This window comes from Marinobacter lacisalsi (assembly GCF_042651045.1).
Lineage (GTDB): Bacteria > Pseudomonadota > Gammaproteobacteria > Pseudomonadales > Oleiphilaceae > Marinobacter > Marinobacter lacisalsi.
Window position 1 is genome coordinate 128,936 of the sequence record NZ_JBHSDI010000012.1, and the last position, 20,548, is coordinate 149,483.

The window sequence follows — 20,548 nt, forward strand, 5'->3', positions numbered from 1 at the left end:
CTGGAAACCGATGAATCCGAGGATCTTCTATGAATAACGGACTTCGCGGGCTGGCAGCTGCCGCCCTCCTCCTCCCCACTGCTTCAATCGCGGAAACGCTGAGCTACAACTATCTGGAGGGCGGCTTCGCCTTCTATCCGGATTTCGAGTCCCAGGATTTTATTGGCCTGGACACCCGGGGTTCGGTGGCGCTGAACGAAAACATCTTCGCCTTCGGCGGGCTGAAATTCCTCACTGACGATGTCGACCTCACTGCCCTGCATGCTGGTGGCGGCCTCCGTCACGGCCTGGACCGGAACACCGATATCTGGGGTGGCCTGACGGCCGAGTACCAGGAATACGAGTGGGACCGGGGCGGCGATGTGGATGACACCGGACTCGGCTTCCGGGCCGGCATCCGGCACCAGGTCAACAATGACCTTGAACTGGGTATCGGTGGGCGCGTGATTACCGGCGACCTGGACTATGTTGGCTTTACCGGCACCGCCCGCTATGCGCTTGAGCCGGATTTCAAACTGTTTGCCGAACTTGATGTGTATGACGGCGAACCCGGTGTTATCGGCGGCGTGACCTTCGAGTTCTGATCCGGGCGCCAGTGTGCCTTAACACAGGTGTCGAGTTTGATTGATTAGCTGGCCTCAAACCAGGGGGCCAGCCCCTCCCACTGCGCAACCGCCTTCAACCCGTCCACATTCATGTATCGAAGCCCGGCGGGGGAATCTTCAATCAGGCCATCGTCCTTGAGCTTGCTCAGGGTACGACTCACATGAACAATGCTCAGTCCGAGCGTATCAGCAATAACCGCCTGCGGAAGATTGAGAGTAAAGGCGCCACAGTCTGAAAGCAGGCAGTGGTTTTCAGCACCGGCACCCACCGGATGCAGCTCGCTGGCCGTGAGCGCCCTGACCCGAACCTCCAGGAGAAAATGCGCAATTCGCTGGCTCGCCGAGCTATGGGCTACCCCGACCAGGCGTTTTGTCAGAATGACCTGCTCACGGGCGATACATTCCACCAGGGTCCTGGACAGGGCCGCTTCCGCATAACAGCGTTGGGTGAAGTCGTCCACGGGGTAAGCCACCAGTTCCGCCGGGGTAAGTGCAGACAGGCCACTGACGAATTGCTCCTGGGTCAACGCCTCAAGGCCCACAAAATCGCCTGGAAAGGCCAGGTCAATAATCTGCCGGCGGCCATCCTCGTGGTAGCGAAAGCTGAAACACAACCCACTTTTCACTACATAGACATGTTGTGCCGGATCGCCCTCCATAAACAGAACACCGGACTTATCAAGCTCTTTTACTGAAGAAGAAATACGGCAGATACTGAAAGGATCAACCCTCTCACTGGCCTGCGCCTCTCCGCTTCTGGCTTTCACAGCCTCAGGTATTCTCCACCCCATGCAACCCCCTCATCTGACCCAGACTCACCCATACGTGGGTCGCCCAGCAGCAGACCCGTTACAGCTAAAGCATCATTAATGCCGCCATAACAGCAGCTTAAGAAATCCCAATGAGCCATTGACCATACAACGTGTCAAATCCCCTGACGCTAGCGGATATTACATTAATGGAATGAAGCTAATTATCAATAATTATTTTATGGACCTTAAGGCTACACATTATATGTTAATGCCAGTTGCTTCGTTAAAGGGTATTGGAGTAGGTGTTTATTAATTACAGGATTCAAATGGTCAGTGTCCAGCCTATAGCCAGGCCCCTGACGGGTCCGTTCCCGTGGTGCAGCTTGTTGTCCATCGGGGTATCACTGGAATGACGATAATTTGATGTCGGTTCGGAAGATTCGTTACAAAGTTGCCCGCCCGATCTCGGACAGGATTATGGATTTCTGCCCCCTGGCGAGCGTAGACTGGTCAAAACGGTTTCACAAAACAACCACAATAAGGTCTGCTGATGGGGAGTTCAGACATGAATGACATGACCGCAGGCGCCCGTGATCGCGCCACCTTCTCGGATATGAAAGAAAGCACCCAGGAAGACTGGGAGAAGATTGGCAGCTGCTTCCGCGACTTTGCCAAAGGCCACCCGGACCGTATCCTCGAACACCTTAAGCTACTGGACGGTGACTTCGGTGGCTTCCAGGTGGACCGTCTGACCCACTGCCTTCAAACCGCCACCTTTGCCTATCGGGACGGCAAAGACGAGGAGTACGTAGTCTGCGCCCTGCTTCACGATATTGGCGATACCCTCGGTACGTTCAATCACGCGGACATCGCTGCAGCCATCCTGGAACCCTTTGTATCGGAAGAGAACCACTGGATGGTGAAACACCACGCCATCTTCCAGGGCTATTATTTCTTCCACCACCTGGGCATGGATCGCAATCTGCGAGAGCAGTACCGGGATCACCCCTACTACGAGCGTACCCTGGAGTTCGTCAGCAAGTACGATTCTCCGGCCTTCAACCCGGATGGGGAAATCCTGCCCCTGGAATTTTTCGAGCCCATGGTGCAACGCGTTATGGCCAAGCCCAAGCGCTCACTGTACAAGGCCGTTTCCGAGTAGGCCGTTTTCCGGCCACAAAAAAGCCCGGCCGATGAATTCTCCGGCCGGGCTTTTTACTGTGCGCGGGCACCAGTCAGGCGATCTGAAGCAATCGTAACAACTGAGGGCGGTGGCGGTCGGGCAACACATCCTCCAGGGTGTACTCATCGAGGGCTTCCAGGAACGCCTTGAGGGCATGGTTGAACGCTCCCTTCAAACCACACACCGGTGAAATGGCGCAGTGCCCTTCCGACGAAAAGCACTCCACCAGATTCAGGTCCTGCTCGGTCTCCCGCACCAGCACGCCGATATTGATCGTGCTGGGCTCGCGGTGAAGGCGCATGCCGCCACTCTTGCCACGAACCGTTTCGATGTAGCCCTTCTTGTTAAGCTGGTGCACCACTTTCATCAGGTGGTTCTTGGAGATCTGGTAGCTGTCTGCAATCTCCTGGATGGTAGAGAGCCGATCCCGCTGCATGGACAGGTAGATCAGTACTCGCAATGAGTAATCCGTGTAACGGGTAATATGCATCTGGGACTCCTGAACCCTTATTGTCAGGGGCGCACCCCCGCCACTTCATGCCGTTGGGCGCGTAAACAGAAACGCCACCAGGCCCATAAAAAACACGCCAGTCAGAACGAGTGCTGCCGCTGGCAAACCTGACCACCACAGCACCACCCAGCTGAACAGCAACATGGCGCCAGCCAGCCATTTTGCCTGCAACGGAACGGCACGCTTATCACGCCAGTTGCGAATCACAGGACCAAAGGTCTGATGCTCGTGCAGCCACGCCGCGAAGGCCGGCGAACTCCGACTTGCGCACCATGCCGCGAGCAGTACAAACGGCGTGGTTGGCAACAGCGGCAGCGCGATACCGGCAACCCCGAGACTCAGACTTATATACGCAAGAACCCGGTAAGCGGTTTTTTCCATGTTGCTTTTCTCCGCAAGCCGCCGCGCTCGTGACAACGTGAGCCAGGACGACCTGAAGCCGCCAGCTCGCTATAGGGTGCCTGACCAAGGTCGCTTTGCCGTGCGACATTCGGTCGCAAAGGCAACCATTTTACCGCATTTCAATGAACAGGTCTCCCCAGACTACGGAGTGAAACCAACCTGGTGACATACGAAAGCTTGAGTGTCGTCGCAAAAATCAACGTGGCAATGTGGGCCCCTATCTGCGCCGGCATGGACAGGCTATCGGCCAGGGGATAGGCAAGCACCACCGTCGCCAAGGTCGCCAACACACTTAGCGCCAGGGCAGCGTTAGCGAAGCGCAGCAGGTTTTCCATAAACCGATCCCGCTCTGTCATCTCGACCCCCAAAACATTTATGTACTTTATATCTAATAAACCACAACCCCGGATAAGATTCAACCAATATGACTCTATAAGGGCAGTCTTGTAGCGAGTGAAGCCTGAAATCCCTGATCAGAGCCTACCAACACCCCAGGGACCCCCCTATTTTACATACATTATGCTTACATCTTTAATAAGGATGCGGCATACTTCTTTACGCTGACACGTTGACCATCCGCCACAGACTGGCCGGCAGTACGCACGCAGTTCCAACCCAAAAAGAGACTTTCACCCCACGGAAGGGACGGTCTTTATTCCTTTCCGAGGAGACTTATCATGAGTAACGACATCACACAGGCCAGCACCGAAGAGCTGATTGAGCACATCCTTACCCGATTCCATGACACGCACCGGGACCAGTTGCCGGAACTGATACAGCTGTCGGAACGGGTGGAGCGGGTGCACGGCGGTCACACCGAGTGCCCGGCCGGCCTGGCCGCCCACCTTCGGCAAATGCAGGAAGAGCTCGAAACCCACATGGCCAAGGAGGAGCAGATCCTCTTCCCCATGATTACCCGCGGCATGGGCGCCATGGCGGGCGGCCCCATAGCCGTCATGCAGAGTGAGCACGAAGAGCACGCCGCAGCCCTCAATGAGCTGGCCAAACTCACCAACAACCTGACTCTGCCGGAGGGCGCCTGCGGCAGCTGGCAACGGCTTTACCGGGGTATAGCAGCATTCCGCGATGACCTGTCCAATCATATCGGGCTGGAGAACGACGTGCTCTTTGCCCGCGTCACCGAAAGGACCGCCGGCTGACACCGCGTCGGGCAACGTTTACAGCGCTGCCTGGTATACTCCCGCTGGGGTATCGGATTTCACGGGCCGATTTGTCATACTTGGACTATGCTAGTGTCCCGTTTGGTTAATTCGCTGACCTACTGCGTGACGCTGGGGCCCTCTGGCCAAGGCGCCAGTCCGCAGGTGTGGTGGTTCCACATCAAGGGCTGGCAACACCGGCCAGAGGCCCCAGCGTCGCGCCCTTCGGGAGCCACTGAGAGCCTTGATAGCCGCGTTGCGCTGACTCGATTTGGAACCACCGGAGCGCCGGCCGCCAACCCTTCGCCACCGCGCCTTGCTCTCAAGGCTCTCAGTGGCTCAGTAGATCAGCGAATTGACCAAACGGGACACTCTGGTGAACACCCACACGGCAAAACGACAGGATTACTGCATGCCCCACTCCAAGCTGACTGACCGCTTTGGCCGCACCGTGAACTACGTGCGCCTGTCTGTCACTGACCGGTGTGATTTCCGCTGTGTCTACTGTATGGCCGAGGATATGACGTTCCTGCCCCGACAGCAGGTGCTCACCCTGGAGGAAATTGCCCGGCTGGCCCGCACCTTCACCGAACTGGGTACCGAGAAGATCCGCCTGACCGGTGGTGAACCACTGGTACGACGGGATATCCTGGAGCTGGTGAAGGAAATCGGCAGTTACGGCCTGCGGGATTTTGCCATGACCACCAACGGCAGCCAGCTGCCCACCATGGCGGAGGACCTGCGCCGGGCGGGCATGCACCGCCTCAACATCAGTCTGGATTCGCTGGATGCCGACAAGTTCCGGCGCATTACCCGCACCGGCAACCTGTCGCAGGTGCTGGACGGCATCGACGCCGCCCGTGAGGCCGGCTTCCGGGGCATCAAGCTCAACACGGTGGTGCTCAAGGGCCGCAACGACGAGGAAGTGCCGGACCTGGTGGACTTCGCCCGGCGCAAGGGAATCGACATCACCTTTATCGAGGAGATGCCGCTGGGGGAGATCACCGAGCATGACCGGGCCGTGGCCTTCTGCAGCAGCGACGAGGTGCGGAACATGATCCGTCAGCACCACGAGCTGGTACCGGCCACAGACGATTCCGGCGGCCCGGCCCGCTACTACCGGATGCCCGGCAGCAAGACCCGGGTCGGGTTCATTTCACCCCATTCCCACAACTTCTGCTCCACCTGCAACCGGGTTCGGGTAACCGTTGAAGGCCGGTTGTTGCTGTGCCTCGGCAATGAGCACTCGGTGGATCTGCGGCGCGTGCTGCGGGGTAACCCGGTGACCGACGACAAACTGCGCCAGACCATTATCGACGCCATGGAACTGAAGCCCGAGAAGCATCACTTCGACCTGAACGGCGATGTTCAGATTCTGCGCTTCATGAACATGACCGGCGGTTGAACCACACTCAGGACTCCCGGACTGCCCAGCGCAGCGCTATGGCCCGGGCCTCATCAAGCGTGCGCGCATAAGTCAGCACGCCCAACTGCTTGCGCACGCCCGCACGCCGTAACTTCACAATGATCCTTGCCGGCAACCCGGTGAGAACCAGGCTCACGCCCTGCCGCTGCATCTCTTCCATCAGTGAACGCATGGCAACCAGGGCCGTGCCATCCATGCTGGGCACATCGTGCATATCCAGGATAACCGTGCGAACCCTGGGGTCGACCGCATGCAGCGATCGCAGGGCGGTCTCTGCAACACCGAAGAACAGGGGACCATTGATATCGTAGACGGTGACCGACGCCGGCAAACCATCCAGCGACGGATGATGGTCCGCCCCGGCCGGCTCCGTCCGGGTAAGCAAAGCCATCCGCCGGATGAACAGCGCTGCCGCCAGCCCTACCCCCACGGCCACCGCCAGCACCATGTCGAACAGCACGGTCAGACCGAAGCAGGTCACCAGGATCACCACGTCGCCGGCAGGTGCTGAACGCAGGGTATGAACAAAGTGCCGTGCCTCACTCATATTCCAGGCGACAATGAACAACAGTGCTGCCAGCGCTGCCATAGGCACCAGACCAAGCACCCCGGCGAGCACCACTACGGAGAGAAGTACAACCACGGCATGAACCAGTGCCGCGACCGGCGACCGGGCGCCACTACGAATGCTCGTTGCAGTTCGGGCCAGCGCCGCGGTAGCGGTGATACCACCGAACAGGGGCGCTGCAATATTACCCAGCCCCTGGCCAATCAACTCCGCATCCGGGTCGTGACGGGTCCGGGTCAGCCCGTCAGCCACCACGGCGCACAGCAGGGATTCGATCGCCCCCAGCATGGCAATGGCAAACGCCGGCCCCAGGAGTGCCCGGAACAGGTCGAAACTCAGCACGAGAGACTGCCCGTCCGGACCGGGCAACTTCCAGGGCGCTATCAACGTAGGCAACACCGGGGGAATCCCCTGCCCGGACTCGCCACCGGCCTCCCAGGTAAAGCGGGAGGCAATGGTCTCCACGGCCTGTGCACCGTCGCTTCCGAACATGGCGTTAACACCCCACGCTGCCAATCCACCGGCAACAAGGCCCACGAGCGGCGCGGGCACCGGTATGCCCAGTTTCGGCCAGAGCAGCATAAGGGCCAGGGTAAATACACCGATACCGAACTCAAACGGTTCCAGTGTCGGGAAGGACGACAGGATAATCCCGATATTCTCGGTGAAATGCTCACCCATGGGTCCTGTGGTCAGCCCCAGAAAATCCGGCACCTGCAACATGGCAATCACTACGGCAATACCGGCGGTAAAGCCAAGCACCACCGGATAGGGAACAAACTGGATCAACCGCCCCATACGCGCGAGCCCGAGGGCTACGAGCAGCAACCCGGCCATCATGGTGGCAATCAACAGCCCGCCCAGTCCGTATTGCTGAACAATGGGAAACAGGATGACCACGAAAGCCGCCGTCGGCCCGGAAACGTTAAAACGTGCACCCCCGGTCAGCGCAATGATGGCTCCGGCCACAATGGCGGTATAAAGCCCATGCTGGGGCGGCACCCCGGTGGCGATGGCCAGCGCCATGGACAGGGGCACGGCTACCGTTCCCACCGTCATCCCGGCCATCACATCCTGGCGCAGTTCCGCCGCCCCATAACCTTCCCGCAATGCCCCACGAAGCCCGGTGGCAATACCGGGAAGACTGACCGGAAATCGTTGACGCGCCATGACAGGAAACCTCTCCAGGGAAAACGGACACCCGGCACTAAAGATAGCCGATACCCGATAATTCGAAAGCAAACTATGTTAATTACATTAACATGTGGTTATTATCTTATGCAAATTATCCCGGCGACTCCCACATTGCCGGAACCGACCAAAAACATTAACGTCAGATGTTAATAAAACAGACAGGAGACGAGAGGTGGAAAAGAAGACGGCGCGGCTGACCTTGCTGATCGACCCGAACAAGAAGAAGGCGTTCGAGCAACTCTGCGCCTCACAGGATCTCACCCCGTCACAGGTGGTGCGGCAGATGATCCGGGAGTACTTGCGGGAGCATGGCGCCAGCTACAAGACTGGCGGGGATAGTTCGACTGGTCACCGCACAGAATAGGCACACCAGGGACAAGACCAGCAGTTGATTGGGGCGGCCAGCGCAACCCGGTCAGGGTTCGGTGCCGCCGGGGGTGCTGACCTCCACCCAAACCAACAGGCCTGAACAACATAAAGATAGAGAGGCCTACATGGAATGAGAACCACCCATCCCGGACGACATCCCACCGCCGGAACTCAGATGCTCCATAGTCACATCTGCAAAGGCCACAACCTCACCCCCGAATTCCGTGGCAAACGCCTCAGCCGCTGACTTCTCGGCAAAGGACGCCAGCGTAGGGCCCATAGCACCGCTGCGCTCAGACCCGACCACATAAAATGCCTCGCGGGCATCGATCAGTGCCGCATCATCGGGCGCCTGCCACTCGGTATCGGCCATATCGTGCACGTATAGCACATGGTCACGGTTCACGTTTTCCGGCTGAAGCACCCAGGAGAACATATCCCGGGTGGAGCAGAACTTCCGCGCCTGCTCTTCCTTGCCGGCGATGGCCTCACCTTTGGGCCCCGGGAACCGGGTAATCACCATGCCACACACATGGCACTCATCGCCGGACTCGAAATGGACCGGGTCAGGCTTCGCCCGGGTGACTTCTTCCGATTCAGAACAGGCAACCAGGAACAGGGCCAAAGCCATGACCAATATGGCACGAACAGTGGATAACCTTTTCATCAAAAGACTCCGATCAGATACGACGGTTACGGAACAACGCCCAGGCACCCGCCAGGGGAACAGCAAACCAGACCACCAGCGCGGCCCACAGCCCGGCAGGCCCCATAGGCAGGTCGGATCCCAGGCTCAGCACCCCGGTCAATTGTGCCCCGCCCTCAAATGCCACAATGTTGAGCAGACGGTAGATATCCGTGGGGTTCAGCAATAACAGCCAGGGCAGCAGATCCGGGTTCAGCTTGCCCTCACTGGCAACCAGAACGCCCAGCAGCACCAGGTCAAAGATCAGCACAAAGAAGAACCAGATCGCCAGGGCGAGGCCCGCAGCCAGGGGCTTCTCGCTGACCCGGACGCTGATCAGGTAGGCCAGGGCAATAAAGCCCCATCCCAGCAGCACTGTGGACAGGATGAACCGGAACAGGGCCTCCGCCAGGGTGCCAATGGCCACATCGTCCACCAGCAGCGCAATAGCGACGCCTGCCACGCCAAAGCCGATCAGGGTCGCCAGTGCCAGGGTCAGACCATGGCCCAGGAACTTGCCGAACAGCAATTGGCCCCGGCTCAGCGGGTAGGTCATCAGCAGCAGGAGGGTGCCGCCCTCCTCCTCACCGACGATGGCATCGTAGGCCAGCAGCAGGGCAATCAGCGGAATCAGGAAGATGCCCAGACTGGCCAGGCTGGCTATGGTTGCCGGCGTGGAAGCGTAACCCACCGTGCCTGAGGCGGCCGCACCGAACCAGGCGATGCCCAGTGCGAGGATGGCGAAGATAATGGAAATGGCGACTAGCCAGCGGTTACGCAGGCTGTCCGCCAGCTCCTTGCGGGCAATGGTCCAGATCCCGTTCACAGGGCACCTCCCCGGTGGGCAAGGCCACCAGACCCGATAAAGTGCACGTAGATGTCCTCCAGGGTGGGTTCGACAACGCCAAGATCCCGCACTTCACCGGTGGCCAGCAAGCGGCGAATCATCGCCATTTTGCTGTCCGCCGGCACTTCGATCCGGAGACTGCCGTTTTCCATCACGGATGTACTGGCACTCAGGCCAGCAGCTTCCGCAACGGAAGCCAGATGACCGTCACCATTGGCCGGGGCGACCGTCAAGGTTACCGGCATGCTGGCCTGGCGGCGCAATGCAGACAGGTTTCCTGCCGCCTTGAGCATGCCCTCGGTGAGTATCGCAGCACGGTCGATGTAGGGCTCAACCCCCGGCAGCACATGGGAACACAGGACAATGCCGGTGCCTTCATCCCGCAGGCGGCGCAGCAGGCGATAAAGGTCTGCCGTGGCCACCGGATCCAGTCCCACCGTGGGTTCATCCAGCATCAGCAGTTTTGGCTTACCCAACAGCGCCTGGGCCAGACCAAGACGCTGGCGCATGCCCTTGGAATAGGTTTTCACCCTCGCCGCCATGGCATCCCCCAGCCCCACCTGTTCCAGCAGGGTGGGCACCTGGGAAAGCGGTGCGCCTTTCAGGCGGGCGAAATGGGTGAGAATCTCGCGACCGGTCAGTTGCGGATAGAACATCACGTTCTCCGGCAGATAACCGATATGCTGGCTTACCTCCGGATCCCCGGCCTGGCCACCCAGCACCGACACTGTGCCCTGCTGAGGCGTCATCAGCCCCAGAATCAGCTTGATGGACGTGGTCTTGCCGGCCCCATTGTGGCCAAACAGACCCAGTATTTCCCCCGGCTCAAGACTCAGGTCGATGCCGGTCAGAACGGGACTCTTGCTATAGCGATAGCTCACGTTTTCAAGACGAAAACAGCTCATGGCATCTCCGCACGAAGGGTTTCAGGAGGGCGCATTAATGGATAGGAATCGGTAACGCCGGCCGCCTTGACCACCGGAAAGGCTTCCTGCACCCAGCGCAGGGTATCCACCGCCGGGCTGTGCATCAGGATGCGGGCCTCAGGATAGGTCCACAGCAGCCGGTCCACATTATCGTTGGGCTCATAGGGCACATCACCCAGCCCGTCCTGGTTCCGGTCCCAGCCCAGGTAGTCGCTCCAGTAGTTGCCGCGTTCGTCCTTCGACCATTCCTGGGTGCGGGTAGCCACATACTTCACCTGGCGCTCGTTGTTCACAAACGCGTTGCCGAACACCTCGTTTTCCTCGGAACCCGCAGTCAGGTGGATACCCACATTGCTGTTGGCAAACATATTGTTCTCGAAGGTGTTATAGAGCGAGTTGTAGATAAACACCGCCTTGCCTTCGGCCCCGGAAACGGCCACACCGCCCCGCTGCTGCTGGGACACCCCGGTCACCACATTGCCGCGCAGGGTCGAGTTGGTAATGAAATTCATGAGAATGCCGTAGTTCTCGTCATTCTCCGAGCGGTTATTGATCACCGTCAGCCGCTTGCTCTGCATCAGGGCATAGCCGGTGCGGGTATTGCGGGTGACGTTGTCCTCGAGCCGATTGTCCATCGAGTACATGTAATGGATCCCATAGCGCAGGTCCGCCATGGTATTGCCCCGAATGGTATTCTTGTTGGCAGTCTCGATATAGATGGCATCCCGGGTCTGGCGGATATCATTCCCCTCGACCAGCGCCCCGGTGGTATTGAACAGATGAATCCCGTTACCCCGGTCCTGGGACCGCAAACGCGTCTCCCCCCGGATCACGTTATCCCGCACCGTTACATCCGGTGTGGCGTCCAGCCAGATACCAAAGGCCGGCCCTTGCAGGCGATTGCCCTCAACCACGGAGCCCTTCGCCTCCCGTGCCACAAAAACTCCCGCATCCAGCTCATTCAGATCCTCCCCCCAGTTGCGAATCTCACAACCACGGAGCGTCACCCCCGGCGCGGTAATATCAACGGCATTTCCGGAACCACTTCCATCAATCACCGTCTCCGGCGCACAGGCAATCGTCACACCGGCCACATTAATGTCCAGCGGCGAGATCTGTTCCGGGGGCAGCTCAAACGATGCACCAGGCTCCAGCGCATCCAGGTCTTCCTGCAGGTCCGCATTCGCGGTCAACGCAAACAGAGCGACTGTCAGGGCCACTCCATAACGCGATTGTCTATACATCAAATAGTCTCTGGAGGTCGTTCAGCGGGTTATGCCCAATGCTTGGCAAGCCAAGTGGAGAGCACTTTCCAGAACCGTGCGGAGCCATGGATGGCGGAGCCCGAGCAACACAGGGAAGTGCCGGAAGGAGCGTGTTCTGGAAAGTGCTCTCCACTTGGGTTGTTACTCCCAAGGAAAAAAGCTGGGGCCCAGGTAGCGGGCCCCAATAAAGCAAAAAGATACTAATCAGGCCTTCTCAACCAGCATCCGGCCACCCATCTCCATATGGAGCGCATGGCAGAACCAGTTACAGTAGTACCAGTACACCCCGGGCTTGCCGGCTGTAAAGGTCACGGAGGCGGTCTGCTGAGGGCTGATTTCCATGCTCACACCATGGTTCACCATACAGAAGCCGTGAGTCACGTCCTCAATGGTATCCAGGTTGGTCACGTAAACCGTCACCTCATCGCCTTCCTTCACCTTGAACTCGGTCATACCGTACTGCGGCGCCACAGAGGTCATGTATACCCGAACCTTGTTACCGTCACGGATCACCTCATTGGCTGACTCCAGACTGACACCGTCCTTCTCCGCCTGCTCACGACAGCTGGCAAAGTAGGCATCGTCACGATCATAGATCTTCTTGGTCTTGATCTGATCACGGCGCACCAGGATACAGTCGTGGGGCTCGGCAAAAGCCGGACCGTCGTGAACCAGCTTCATCTCCTCGCCGGAAATATCGATCAGCTGATCGTTCTCCGGATGCAGCGGGCCTACCGGCAGGAAACGGTCCTTTGAGAACTTCGACAGCACCACCAGCCACTTGCCGTCGGCATCACGGGACTCGGTCAGCGACGCGTGGTTGTGGCCAGGCTGATAGTGCACATCCAGCTTCTGGCGGATGTAGTTCACATCTTCGCCGTTGTAGGACTTGATGGCATCCGCAATGTTCCACTTGCACACCTGACTGTCGATAAACAGCGTGGTGTAGGCATTGCCACGACCATCAAAGGTGGTGTGCAGCGGCCCAAGGCCCAGTTCCGGCTCGGCCACAACCGTGTCACGCAACTCGATCTTGTTGTCGAACAGATCGTCCAGCTTGTCGATCTGAATCACGGATGCCGTCGGAGACAGCTTGCCGTTGGCAATGAAGTATTTGCCATCCGGCGACGTGTTCAGGCCGTGGGGGTTTTTCGGAATCGGAATATAACGGGTCACCTCGGTATCGCCGCGGCCGTCCACCACCGGCACCTCTGAGTCGCCCAGAGTCTTGAAGTTACCGGCCTCAATGGCGGCTTCAATGCGATCAACGTTGAAAACCACCACCCAGTCGCGGTCGTTACGCATGGTGCCGGCAAGATCTACGGCCTTTTCAGAGTTGTAACAGGTCGAGGCGGCGTATCGGCCAGTGTAGTCAGCATCGGTGTTGTCCAGATTGCCGTCCACAATGACCTGCCAGGCCACTTCCATGGTGTCCGCATTAACGGCGGTAAACATGGTGTAGCTGTTCTCCAGACTGAAATCGCTGCCATCGTTGGGATGGGGGATCACAAATTCCGCATTGCAGAAAACGTACTTGGTACGGGGGACTTTCTGCAGCCGCAGACCATGAATCGCCTGAACGTTCGGAATATGGGTGATCTTGTCCGTTTTCATGATATCCATACGGATACGGGCAATACGGCTGTTGGCCTTGTCGTTGATAAACAGGTATTTGCCGTCGTAGCGACCATCGTCCATGGACATGTGGGGGTGGTGGCAATCACCGTTCAGGTATTGCCGATCACCACCAAGGATTTCCTTGCTCTCGTTGGTGATACCCCAGCCGGTGGCTGAATCCACGTTGAATACCGGAATCCGCATCAGCTCGCGCATGGAAGGCACGCCCAGCACCCTGACCTCGCCCTGGTGGCCACCGCTCCAGAAGCCGTAGTACTCGTCCAGTTCGCCGGGGCCAACGTGGGCCTTGTTCCTGGCTTCCTGGGCAGCCGCAGCCCAGGATTCCCGGCTCATTACAGCGCTACCAAGCCCTGTGGCACCAGCTACACCGGCAAGGGCAGCGGCGCCCATAAAGCGGCGACGGCTCAGGCCATTTTCTGCCTGCGCCGGGGTAGCCTTGTCCAGCTCATTGCGTTTACTCATAGCATTCACTCCGTACGTTTTCTGGCGGTTGTTTTCTTCTTGCATCAGCTCACCTGGGTGACCGGGATCTGCTCCGGCCGCCCCGGTGAATTCTGGCCACGGCGCTTGCCGCGGCGTTTGACGATCAGTGGCGGACACTTGTTGTCGTCGAAATACGTCATCTGGCAATCCAGGCAGTAATGACATTCCTGGTAATTAATGGTGCCGTCCGGGTGTATGGCCTGTACCTCACATTCCTTCTCGCACAGGCGGCAGGGGTTACCACATTCCTTGCGCCGCTTGAGCCAGTCGAACACCCGCACCTTGGTGGGCAAGGCCAGGGCTGCACCAAGGGGGCACATGTAGCGACAGAACACCTTGCGGGTGAAAATATTCACCACCACCAGCAACACGGCGTAGGTCACAAAAGGCCAGCTGCGGTCGAAGCGCAGGGTGATCGCCGTCTTGAAGGGTTCTACTTCAGCCAGCTGCTCGGCAGTGGCCATGGAATCCAGCGACACCCCGAACAGCACCAGCAGGATGATGTACTTGATCGCCCACAGACGTTCGTGGATCGGGAAGGGCACCGTGTACTGGGGCACTTTCAGCTTGCGGGCAATCTCGTTCACCAGCTCCTGCAGGGCACCGAACGGGCACAGCCAGCCGCAATAAACCGCCCTACCCCACAGCAGGATGATGCCGGCCACTACGGCCCAGAGCACAAACATCACCGGATCTATCAGGAAGGTTTCCCACTTGAAGCCGGCAAACAGGCTGTGCACGAACGTCAGCACATTGACCACCGACAGCTGCCCCAGGGCGTACCAGCCAATAAACACCAGGGTGTAGGTGAGGAACGCGTGACGAATCCAGCGGGTGACCTTCGGCTTCTTCACCAGCCAGTCCTGGAAGAACAGGATGAACAGCAGGAACACCAGCCCGGCGCCCAGCACAGCCACCTGGAACTTCTTCTGGTACCAGACCTGGACCCACATGGGCTGGGTTTCCAGCCACTGCTCTTCGGTCAGCTCCACTTCCGGCCGGGTGTAGTACTGGTCCGGCAGCTGGTAGGTCAGAGGGAAGACCGCGAACTCGCTGTCCAGGGGGCCGGTCTGCCGCTTCACGGTCAGCTCGAGCGCCCACTCCGTGCCCGGGTCGAACTTGTATTGCTGGCGTACGATGAAGATGGCCATCTCGGAAAATTCCGGCATGCCTTCAGCGTAGACATCGCTGAGCCGATAGAAATCCAGGTCACGGAAGTTGAAGGTGTCACCGAACTGGCGGATTTGTACCCGGTCGAAAATACCCCCACGCACATAGCCGGATCCCTTGAAGGAATAGTCCCCGCTGGCCATCACCGCGATGGCGTGTTCGCCTTCCTGCAGCTCACCCATCAGCCAGTCATACTGGCTTTCCCCCAGCAGGTTGCGGCCGATCGTCGGCACATTCAGATAGCCGGTGTAAAGATCAATAAAGGGCTCATTCCGCTCGTCGGCAGGCGTGGTGTCGACGCCTTCCGCCTCGGTGCCCCTGAAAGAGTCATCCACCTGGCCGCGGGTCAGCAGCAGGCGACGGATGGAGCCATCCCCGGCCAGTTCCTGCCAGGCTTTCGGCTCGAACTGATCCATTTTCACATTGGCTTTGGGCGGACGGGCATCACCCGCGCCTTCCACCAGGCCCAGCTCCACGCCCACACGGTGGGCGCTTTTCATGATGACTTCGTTGATGACCATAACGGTCACCGTGGCACCGGAGAGACCATCCACCGATACACGGGTTTCCGAGGACTTGCCACCCACGGTCACCCGCTGATCCGCCGCCAGGCCTGTGTACTGGTCGGTAAAATCGTGCATCTTGCGCTCGGGGATACCGATCAGCAGGATGGGCTCGTCATGGTGAATGACCTTGGTGGCGCGAATCTCGCCTTCGGTATCCAGCACCACGGTGGCGTCCAGGGGCTTGCCGGAGTAGGCCGGGGTCTGCAGGAAATCCAGGGTCTGATAGGTGTAGCCAAGCAGCTTGTCGCCGGCATAGACTTCCTTGATGGCCCGGTTCTCTTCCAGCGGGCGAATCTCGCCCGCCTCGGGAAAGGCGGTGGTAATAACCTGCCTGGCCTTGATGGGCTCGTAGTTATCCAGTGAGGCAGCCATCGATTCACCAGCCAGAATCAGCAGAAAACATACAGCGCTGATCATCCACCGAACAACCAGGGCAAACCGGCGATCTGACATACTTACTCCACAGCTCAGGACTTCGTTAAACTGGCTTCTGTTAATCATCTTATCGGTCGCCAACGTTGGCGGGCTTGATATTGTTCAATGTGGACCGGACTCCAGAATAATTAGTTGACGACCAAGCTCCCTTCAAATCTGTGATTCATCAACCCAGGTCAACCGCGTGCCCGTTTCGGTCCAGCGGCAGATAGCCCCCCACATGCCCCAGCCGTATGGATTCCACCATCATAGTCAGGGGCTGCTGGGCCTCATCCGACGACGGGGCAATGCCACCACGGCCCGACATTGCCGCCACGAACACCATGTCCCACGCCTGGCCGGTCTGCTGCGACTCCTCCACCAGCGCCGGGAAGGCCTCTACCTCATCGGGCGACTTGTCGACGCAGATAACCGGCGTCAGGGCACCGCCCTCACCCTGTTCGAAGCCGGCCTTTTCTTCCTCGGTGGCGTCATCGGGCAGTTCGGCGCGGCAGAAAACGAACAGCAGGCGCTGGGGCTCGTCCTGCTCGTGGACGGCCTGGATCAGGTCGGCATAGCTGGCAATCATTGGGAATATCCTTCAGGAAGTCAGGGTGAAACTGAAAAAAGGGCCGCCCCACCGGGCGGCCAGGTCAGGGAGAAATCCGGGCGTCTCGGCGGGCCAGAATGGTCTGGCAAACCTCCTCGACCGCCTCGTCGTCATAGCTCTTGCCGTAACGCTTCTTGAAGCCATAGTCATACAGACGAACGTGTTCGTCCGGGGTCACGCCCACGTTCTCCAGACAGTGGAGAGCGCAATGCAATGGACAACCATCGATCACTGTGATGTTCCGCCGGGCCTGCGCGGTCTTTACCAGTGCCGGCACCTTGCCGCCGACACCGGAGATGCAGGACATCTCGTATTCGCCAGCATGATCCAGCTTCACCGCTGCATTGTTCGCCAGCTGGGCCACATCGGAACAGCCGGAGCAGGAATAAATCAGTGGTCTCTGCTTGCGGGTGGTCATCTGGCCCCCTGGTATTTCCCGGTAATGGATTACTGACTGAGCTGAACCAGCCTCATCGGATCCGAAATAAACAGCTTGCTGCGGTTCACCCGCACCAGGCCATTGCTCTTCAGGTCCGCCAGAATCCGGGAGAAGGTTTCCGGTTGCATGGCCAGGCGTGAGGCAATCAGGCACTTGGGCAGCGGCAGCTCAACTTCACCACCCACCTTGCGGGCAGACTCCGGCAACAGGTCGATCAGGTAACGGATCAGACGGTCCCGGGCGCTCTGCACCGTCATGATCTCCAGGTCATGGAACCGGCTGACCGCCCGCATGGCAAAATGCTGAAGCGCGGCCCGGGTATAGACGGCATTGCCTTCCAGCAGGTCCTGATAGACCTTCACCGGAATCATCAGCACTTCACTGTTCTTGAGGGCTTCGGCATAGCAGGCGTACCGGGGCGGATCCGCATAGATCATCACTTCCGCAAAACAATCGCCAGGCAGCAGGCTGTCCAGGGTGCGGTCAACGCCGGAGGCATCCAGGCGGTAAAGGCGGAGACGACCGGAAATCACAAAAAAGAAGTGATGGGCCGGCATATCCTGACGGTACAGCAACTGGTGGTGCCCCAGCCTGACACGACGGGAGTGCTGCAGGAGATATTCCAGATCCCACGGTTCCAGTGATGAGAACAGGGGATGTTTCTGCGGCGACACCAGGCCGTCCTCTTCGAACGGATGGTTGGCTGCCAACAGGACCGGTTTTTCGTATCTTTTATCAACGGACTGAATAAGAGCCATGATGGTTATTCCCCGTTATATGCATTATGGATGATGATTTACAGAGTAGACGCAGACCGGAGAAATTGCTGTCCCCCGATAGGGGTAGAAGGCAGGCTCTTGGGGGATAACCATACGGAAATTGAGTTGAATCAATCACGGGGGGAGTGGCGCTCCCCCCCGTTCACAGGACGGTTTTTATTGCATCAAAGGTGAATCCGGCAACTCCAGATCCACGCCTTCCACGCCGGCCTCGGCCGCCAGGACCTGCAGGAACTGGCGCATGGCGCGGCGCGTAACGCTTTCGCTGAGGTACTGCCGGATCTGGGGTTTGACGTAGTCGTAGGGCAAATGCTCACCCTCGATGCGCTGATCCACCCGGACAATATGCCAGCCGTACCGGGTTTCGATCAGCTCCGGATTGAGCCCCTCATTGAGGGCCAGCACCGGCCGTTCGAACTCGGTGACGGTCTGGCCTTTACTGATCTGGCCCAGGCTACCGCCCTGGTGACGTGATTCGCATGCAGAATACTGCTTTGCCAGCGCCGGGAACTGGGCCCGGCCATCCAGCAGGGAGGTCAGAAGCTGACGCCCCACTTCCTCCTGGCGGATACGCTCCTGCACATCATCGGGAGCGGCCGCCAGCAGAATGTGACTGACCGCCATCAGGGTCGGACTGCGGAAGCGGGCCGGGTTGGCGGCGTAGAAGCGTTCGCAGTCCTCTTCCGACGGGTCTGGCACATTCAGTTCCAGCTCCAGAACCCGGGCGATGCGATCTTCCTCATCCAGGGTTTCCGGCAGTTGCAGCTGACTGGCCCGCTGCAACAGCAGCTCACGTATAACCAGGCTGCGGGCGGCTTCGTGCCAGGCTTCAGCCACTTCTTCCGCCGGGTGGTGCTGCATTTCCCGGGCGATATCGTCTTCGTGGATGAGGGTCTCACCCACGTAGACCGGCGGGAACTGGTTTCTGGGCTTGTTGGCTTCGCCGGTGGGGATCAGTTGCATGGTAATTATCTCCAAACTGTTTTATCCCCTCTCCCCTGGAGGGAGAGGGTTAGGGTGAGGGGGAAAGCGAGGAACACTGTACGGGTAGTCTCCCCCCTCACCCCGGCCCTCTCCCTCCAGGGGAGAGGGAGCCCTGGCCTCTTGCTTCTTGATCAGGCGCGCTTACGCACCACCTGGTACCGGCGACCGAAGTACTCCACCGGAACGCTCAGCATGTGCACCAGGCGGGTGAACGGGAACAGCACGAAGATGGTCAGGCCCAGGAAGATGTGGGTCTTGTAGATCCAGTGTACGTCCGCGATATGTCCAGCCACGCCACCCTGCAGGGTAAAGATACCCTGGGCCCAGGCGGAGAACTTGAGCATGGTGGCGCCGTCCAGATGCCCGAGGGTGGGCAGGATGGTGAGCAGACCGAGCGCCAGCTGGACCACCAGAATCAGGATGACCAGGTTGTCGGCAACGGTACTGCTGGCTTTGACCCGGGGGTCTGTCAGGCGCCGGAACGCCAGCATGCCACCGCCGATGAGGGCCATCACGCCGGCGATCCCGCCCACGACAATGGCCATGACCTGCTTGGTGCCTGGTGTCATGAATGGCTCATAGAGGGCGTGGGGGGTCAGCAGGCCCACCAGGTGGCCGAAGAAGATCACCAGCACGCCCACATGGAACAGCACGGAGGCCAGCACCATGTTCTTCTTGCGCAGCATCTGGCTGGAATGGGCCTTCCAGGTAAACTGGCCATGGTCGTAACGGGCCCAGGTGCCGATGACCAGCACGACGAGGGCGACATAGGGGTAGATTCCGAACAGTAACGTGTTGAGATAGGACATCGTCATTTCCTCCAGCGCCCTCAGGCGCGCCCTGCCTGACGGGGTGTCACATCCGTCATCAGTTGATCACTCAGGTGGATGGTCTGGGTCTGCTCCAGCTCGCGGCGGCGCTGACCTACCACGCCACCACTGCTGCAGGAACTGCCCTGATCATCCACGAATTTCACCATTTCCTCTTCCCAGACCTTGTCCAGGGCTTCGGGGGTGTCGTCACGCTCTTCGGCGGCCACGATCTGCGCCAGCTCCTGGCGGTCCGCCGTGCGGCCGGAGAGTACCAGCAGCGAATCCATCACCAGGTGATAGAGGCTCTCCCGCTGATACAACCGCTCCCCCAGCAGGCCGAGGATATGGTGAATATCCTCCAGCCAGTTCTGGATTTCTTCCCATGGCCGGGTGGACAGGTACTCCAGGAACAGCGGCAGGTAGTCCGGCAGCTCCCGTGCGTCGATTTCCAGGCCATTGGCGCGGTATTGCTCCATCAGATCCACCATGGCCTGCCCCCGGTCCCGGGACTCGCCATGGACATGCTCGAACAACAGCAGCGACGTTGCCCTGCCTTTGTCGAACGTGCCCACGTAGTTTTCCTGTATGTCGAGCAGGTCGCTGTCACATACCAGATCAACGCAGCGCAGCAGCTGTTGCTTGTTCTGCGCCGGCAGACGGTCGTCCTGAAGGACAGCCGCCACCAGTGCATCCTTCGATTCCTGCAGCTCGGCGGTGGGGTATTCCAGCAGCCTTGCCATGACTTTCAGTACTTGCATGA

General features: G+C 59.1%; 22 protein-coding genes. 5 read left to right on the plus strand and 17 right to left on the minus strand.

Annotated elements, in window-relative coordinates; translation table 11 throughout:
- Nucleotides 1–29 precede the first annotated feature (29 nt).
- Nucleotides 30–584, plus strand: a complete 555-nt coding sequence (locus ACFOZ5_RS09110) for a hypothetical protein (RefSeq protein ID WP_379886729.1) — start codon at nt 30–32, stop codon at nt 582–584.
- A 44-nt stretch (nt 585–628) separates the two neighbouring features.
- On the opposite strand, the gene ACFOZ5_RS09115 is transcribed toward ACFOZ5_RS09110, so the two are convergent.
- Nucleotides 629–1,372 carry a Crp/Fnr family transcriptional regulator gene (locus ACFOZ5_RS09115; protein ID WP_379886730.1) on the minus strand — a complete coding sequence of 248 codons (744 nt, stop codon included), beginning with the start codon at nt 1,370–1,372 and terminating at the stop codon, nt 629–631.
- 559 nt (nt 1,373–1,931) lie between these two features.
- Here ACFOZ5_RS09115 and ACFOZ5_RS09120 point away from each other — a divergent pair.
- On the plus strand, nt 1,932–2,519 hold the full coding sequence (locus ACFOZ5_RS09120) for an HD domain-containing protein (protein ID WP_379886885.1): 588 nt from the start codon (nt 1,932–1,934) through the stop codon (nt 2,517–2,519).
- A gap of 73 nt (nt 2,520–2,592) precedes the next feature.
- Here the strand turns inward: ACFOZ5_RS09120 and ACFOZ5_RS09125 are convergent, their stop codons facing one another.
- The 3 genes from ACFOZ5_RS09125 to ACFOZ5_RS09135 form a co-directional block, all read right to left on the minus strand.
- Entirely contained in the window at nt 2,593–3,030 is a 438-nt protein-coding gene (locus ACFOZ5_RS09125; protein WP_379886731.1) for an RrF2 family transcriptional regulator, read from the minus strand.
- A 45-nt stretch (nt 3,031–3,075) separates the two neighbouring features.
- Nucleotides 3,076–3,432, minus strand: a complete 357-nt coding sequence (locus ACFOZ5_RS09130) for a YbaN family protein (protein WP_379886732.1) — start codon at nt 3,430–3,432, stop codon at nt 3,076–3,078.
- 140 nt (nt 3,433–3,572) lie between these two features.
- Complete coding sequence (locus ACFOZ5_RS09135) at nt 3,573–3,788, minus strand: hypothetical protein (RefSeq protein WP_379886733.1); 216 nt, start codon at nt 3,786–3,788, stop codon at nt 3,573–3,575.
- Nucleotides 3,789–4,130: 342 nt separating this feature from the next.
- Between ACFOZ5_RS09135 and ACFOZ5_RS09140 the strand changes: the two genes are divergently transcribed.
- Together ACFOZ5_RS09140 and moaA are read left to right on the plus strand one after the other, a co-directional pair.
- Nucleotides 4,131–4,613 carry a hemerythrin domain-containing protein gene (locus ACFOZ5_RS09140; protein WP_379886734.1) on the plus strand — a complete coding sequence of 161 codons (483 nt, stop codon included), beginning with the start codon at nt 4,131–4,133 and terminating at the stop codon, nt 4,611–4,613.
- 412 nt (nt 4,614–5,025) lie between these two features.
- Nucleotides 5,026–6,018, plus strand: a complete 993-nt coding sequence (gene moaA, locus ACFOZ5_RS09145) for a GTP 3',8-cyclase MoaA (protein WP_379886735.1) — start codon at nt 5,026–5,028, stop codon at nt 6,016–6,018.
- 7 nt (nt 6,019–6,025) lie between these two features.
- Here the strand turns inward: moaA and dauA are convergent, their stop codons facing one another.
- Nucleotides 6,026–7,777: a C4-dicarboxylic acid transporter DauA gene (dauA, locus tag ACFOZ5_RS09150; protein ID WP_379886736.1), complete on the minus strand. Its 1,752-nt coding sequence runs from the start codon at nt 7,775–7,777 to the stop codon at nt 6,026–6,028.
- Nucleotides 7,778–7,973: 196 nt separating this feature from the next.
- Here dauA and ACFOZ5_RS09155 point away from each other — a divergent pair, with 196 nt between their 5' ends.
- Nucleotides 7,974–8,165: a ribbon-helix-helix protein, CopG family gene (locus tag ACFOZ5_RS09155; RefSeq protein ID WP_379886737.1), complete on the plus strand. Its 192-nt coding sequence runs from the start codon at nt 7,974–7,976 to the stop codon at nt 8,163–8,165.
- Nucleotides 8,166–8,291: 126 nt separating this feature from the next.
- On the opposite strand, the gene ACFOZ5_RS09160 is transcribed toward ACFOZ5_RS09155, so the two are convergent.
- The 12 genes from ACFOZ5_RS09160 to narJ all read right to left on the minus strand — a co-directional run bounded on the left by ACFOZ5_RS09160 (nt 8,292) and on the right by narJ (nt 20,546).
- Nucleotides 8,292–8,837 (minus strand): nitrous oxide reductase accessory protein NosL, encoded by a 546-nt coding sequence (locus tag ACFOZ5_RS09160; protein WP_379886738.1) that lies wholly within the window; start codon nt 8,835–8,837, stop codon nt 8,292–8,294.
- Between the two features lie 13 nt (nt 8,838–8,850).
- Nucleotides 8,851–9,681, minus strand: coding sequence for an ABC transporter permease (locus ACFOZ5_RS09165; RefSeq protein WP_379886739.1), 831 nt, complete (start codon nt 9,679–9,681; stop codon nt 8,851–8,853).
- Complete coding sequence (locus ACFOZ5_RS09170) at nt 9,678–10,607, minus strand: ABC transporter ATP-binding protein (protein WP_379886740.1); 930 nt, start codon at nt 10,605–10,607, stop codon at nt 9,678–9,680. The genes ACFOZ5_RS09165 and ACFOZ5_RS09170 overlap by 4 nt, the downstream gene beginning before the upstream one ends.
- A complete protein-coding gene (locus ACFOZ5_RS09175) occupies nt 10,604–11,872 on the minus strand; it encodes a nitrous oxide reductase family maturation protein NosD (RefSeq protein WP_379886741.1) in 1,269 nt (422 codons plus the stop codon). Before ACFOZ5_RS09175 ends, ACFOZ5_RS09170 begins: the two co-directional genes overlap by 4 nt.
- Before the next feature lie 225 nt (nt 11,873–12,097).
- A complete protein-coding gene (gene nosZ, locus ACFOZ5_RS09180; RefSeq protein WP_379886742.1) occupies nt 12,098–13,993 on the minus strand; it encodes a TAT-dependent nitrous-oxide reductase in 1,896 nt (631 codons plus the stop codon).
- A 44-nt stretch (nt 13,994–14,037) separates the two neighbouring features.
- Nucleotides 14,038–16,203: a transcriptional regulator NosR gene (nosR, locus tag ACFOZ5_RS09185; protein ID WP_379886743.1), complete on the minus strand. Its 2,166-nt coding sequence runs from the start codon at nt 16,201–16,203 to the stop codon at nt 14,038–14,040.
- 148 nt (nt 16,204–16,351) lie between these two features.
- Complete coding sequence (locus ACFOZ5_RS09190; RefSeq protein ID WP_379886744.1) at nt 16,352–16,753, minus strand: ribonucleotide reductase subunit alpha; 402 nt, start codon at nt 16,751–16,753, stop codon at nt 16,352–16,354.
- 64 nt (nt 16,754–16,817) lie between these two features.
- Nucleotides 16,818–17,192 carry a putative zinc-binding protein gene (locus ACFOZ5_RS09195; protein WP_379886745.1) on the minus strand — a complete coding sequence of 125 codons (375 nt, stop codon included), beginning with the start codon at nt 17,190–17,192 and terminating at the stop codon, nt 16,818–16,820.
- A 29-nt stretch (nt 17,193–17,221) separates the two neighbouring features.
- Nucleotides 17,222–17,971 (minus strand): Crp/Fnr family transcriptional regulator, encoded by a 750-nt coding sequence (locus ACFOZ5_RS09200; protein WP_379886746.1) that lies wholly within the window; start codon nt 17,969–17,971, stop codon nt 17,222–17,224.
- A 177-nt stretch (nt 17,972–18,148) separates the two neighbouring features.
- The gene (locus ACFOZ5_RS09205; RefSeq protein WP_379886747.1) at nt 18,149–18,955 is read right to left on the minus strand and encodes a peptidylprolyl isomerase; all 807 of its coding nucleotides are present in this window, start codon (nt 18,953–18,955) and stop codon (nt 18,149–18,151) included.
- 152 nt (nt 18,956–19,107) lie between these two features.
- The gene (gene narI, locus ACFOZ5_RS09210) at nt 19,108–19,785 is read right to left on the minus strand and encodes a respiratory nitrate reductase subunit gamma (RefSeq protein ID WP_379886749.1); all 678 of its coding nucleotides are present in this window, start codon (nt 19,783–19,785) and stop codon (nt 19,108–19,110) included.
- Nucleotides 19,786–19,805: 20 nt separating this feature from the next.
- Nucleotides 19,806–20,546, minus strand: a complete 741-nt coding sequence (narJ, locus tag ACFOZ5_RS09215; RefSeq protein ID WP_379886750.1) for a nitrate reductase molybdenum cofactor assembly chaperone — start codon at nt 20,544–20,546, stop codon at nt 19,806–19,808.
- Between the last annotated feature and the right edge of the window lie 2 nt (nt 20,547–20,548).

Excerpts from the sequence above, each read along its gene's own strand:
- ACFOZ5_RS09110 (WP_379886729.1), top strand. The coding sequence starts at position 30 with ATGAATAACGGACTTCGCGGGCTGGCAGCTGCCGCCCTCCTCCTCCCC.
- ACFOZ5_RS09120 (WP_379886885.1), top strand. The coding sequence starts at position 1,932 with ATGACCGCAGGCGCCCGTGATCGCGCCACCTTCTCGGATATGAAAGAA.
- ACFOZ5_RS09125 (WP_379886731.1), bottom strand. The coding sequence starts at position 3,030 with ATGCATATTACCCGTTACACGGATTACTCATTGCGAGTACTGATCTAC.
- ACFOZ5_RS09130 (WP_379886732.1), bottom strand. The coding sequence starts at position 3,432 with ATGGAAAAAACCGCTTACCGGGTTCTTGCGTATATAAGTCTGAGTCTC.
- ACFOZ5_RS09135 (WP_379886733.1), bottom strand. The coding sequence starts at position 3,788 with ATGGAAAACCTGCTGCGCTTCGCTAACGCTGCCCTGGCGCTAAGTGTG.
- ACFOZ5_RS09140 (WP_379886734.1), top strand. The coding sequence starts at position 4,131 with ATGAGTAACGACATCACACAGGCCAGCACCGAAGAGCTGATTGAGCAC.
- moaA (WP_379886735.1), top strand. The coding sequence starts at position 5,026 with ATGCCCCACTCCAAGCTGACTGACCGCTTTGGCCGCACCGTGAACTAC.
- dauA (WP_379886736.1), bottom strand. The coding sequence starts at position 7,777 with ATGGCGCGTCAACGATTTCCGGTCAGTCTTCCCGGTATTGCCACCGGG.
- ACFOZ5_RS09160 (WP_379886738.1), bottom strand. The coding sequence starts at position 8,837 with ATGAAAAGGTTATCCACTGTTCGTGCCATATTGGTCATGGCTTTGGCC.
- ACFOZ5_RS09170 (WP_379886740.1), bottom strand. The coding sequence starts at position 10,607 with ATGAGCTGTTTTCGTCTTGAAAACGTGAGCTATCGCTATAGCAAGAGT.
- ACFOZ5_RS09175 (WP_379886741.1), bottom strand. The coding sequence starts at position 11,872 with ATGTATAGACAATCGCGTTATGGAGTGGCCCTGACAGTCGCTCTGTTT.
- nosZ (WP_379886742.1), bottom strand. The coding sequence starts at position 13,993 with ATGAGTAAACGCAATGAGCTGGACAAGGCTACCCCGGCGCAGGCAGAA.
- nosR (WP_379886743.1), bottom strand. The coding sequence starts at position 16,203 with ATGTCAGATCGCCGGTTTGCCCTGGTTGTTCGGTGGATGATCAGCGCT.
- ACFOZ5_RS09190 (WP_379886744.1), bottom strand. The coding sequence starts at position 16,753 with ATGATTGCCAGCTATGCCGACCTGATCCAGGCCGTCCACGAGCAGGAC.
- ACFOZ5_RS09195 (WP_379886745.1), bottom strand. The coding sequence starts at position 17,192 with ATGACCACCCGCAAGCAGAGACCACTGATTTATTCCTGCTCCGGCTGT.
- ACFOZ5_RS09200 (WP_379886746.1), bottom strand. The coding sequence starts at position 17,971 with ATGGCTCTTATTCAGTCCGTTGATAAAAGATACGAAAAACCGGTCCTG.
- ACFOZ5_RS09205 (WP_379886747.1), bottom strand. The coding sequence starts at position 18,955 with ATGCAACTGATCCCCACCGGCGAAGCCAACAAGCCCAGAAACCAGTTC.
- narI (WP_379886749.1), bottom strand. The coding sequence starts at position 19,785 with ATGTCCTATCTCAACACGTTACTGTTCGGAATCTACCCCTATGTCGCC.
- narJ (WP_379886750.1), bottom strand. The coding sequence starts at position 20,546 with ATGCAAGTACTGAAAGTCATGGCAAGGCTGCTGGAATACCCCACCGCC.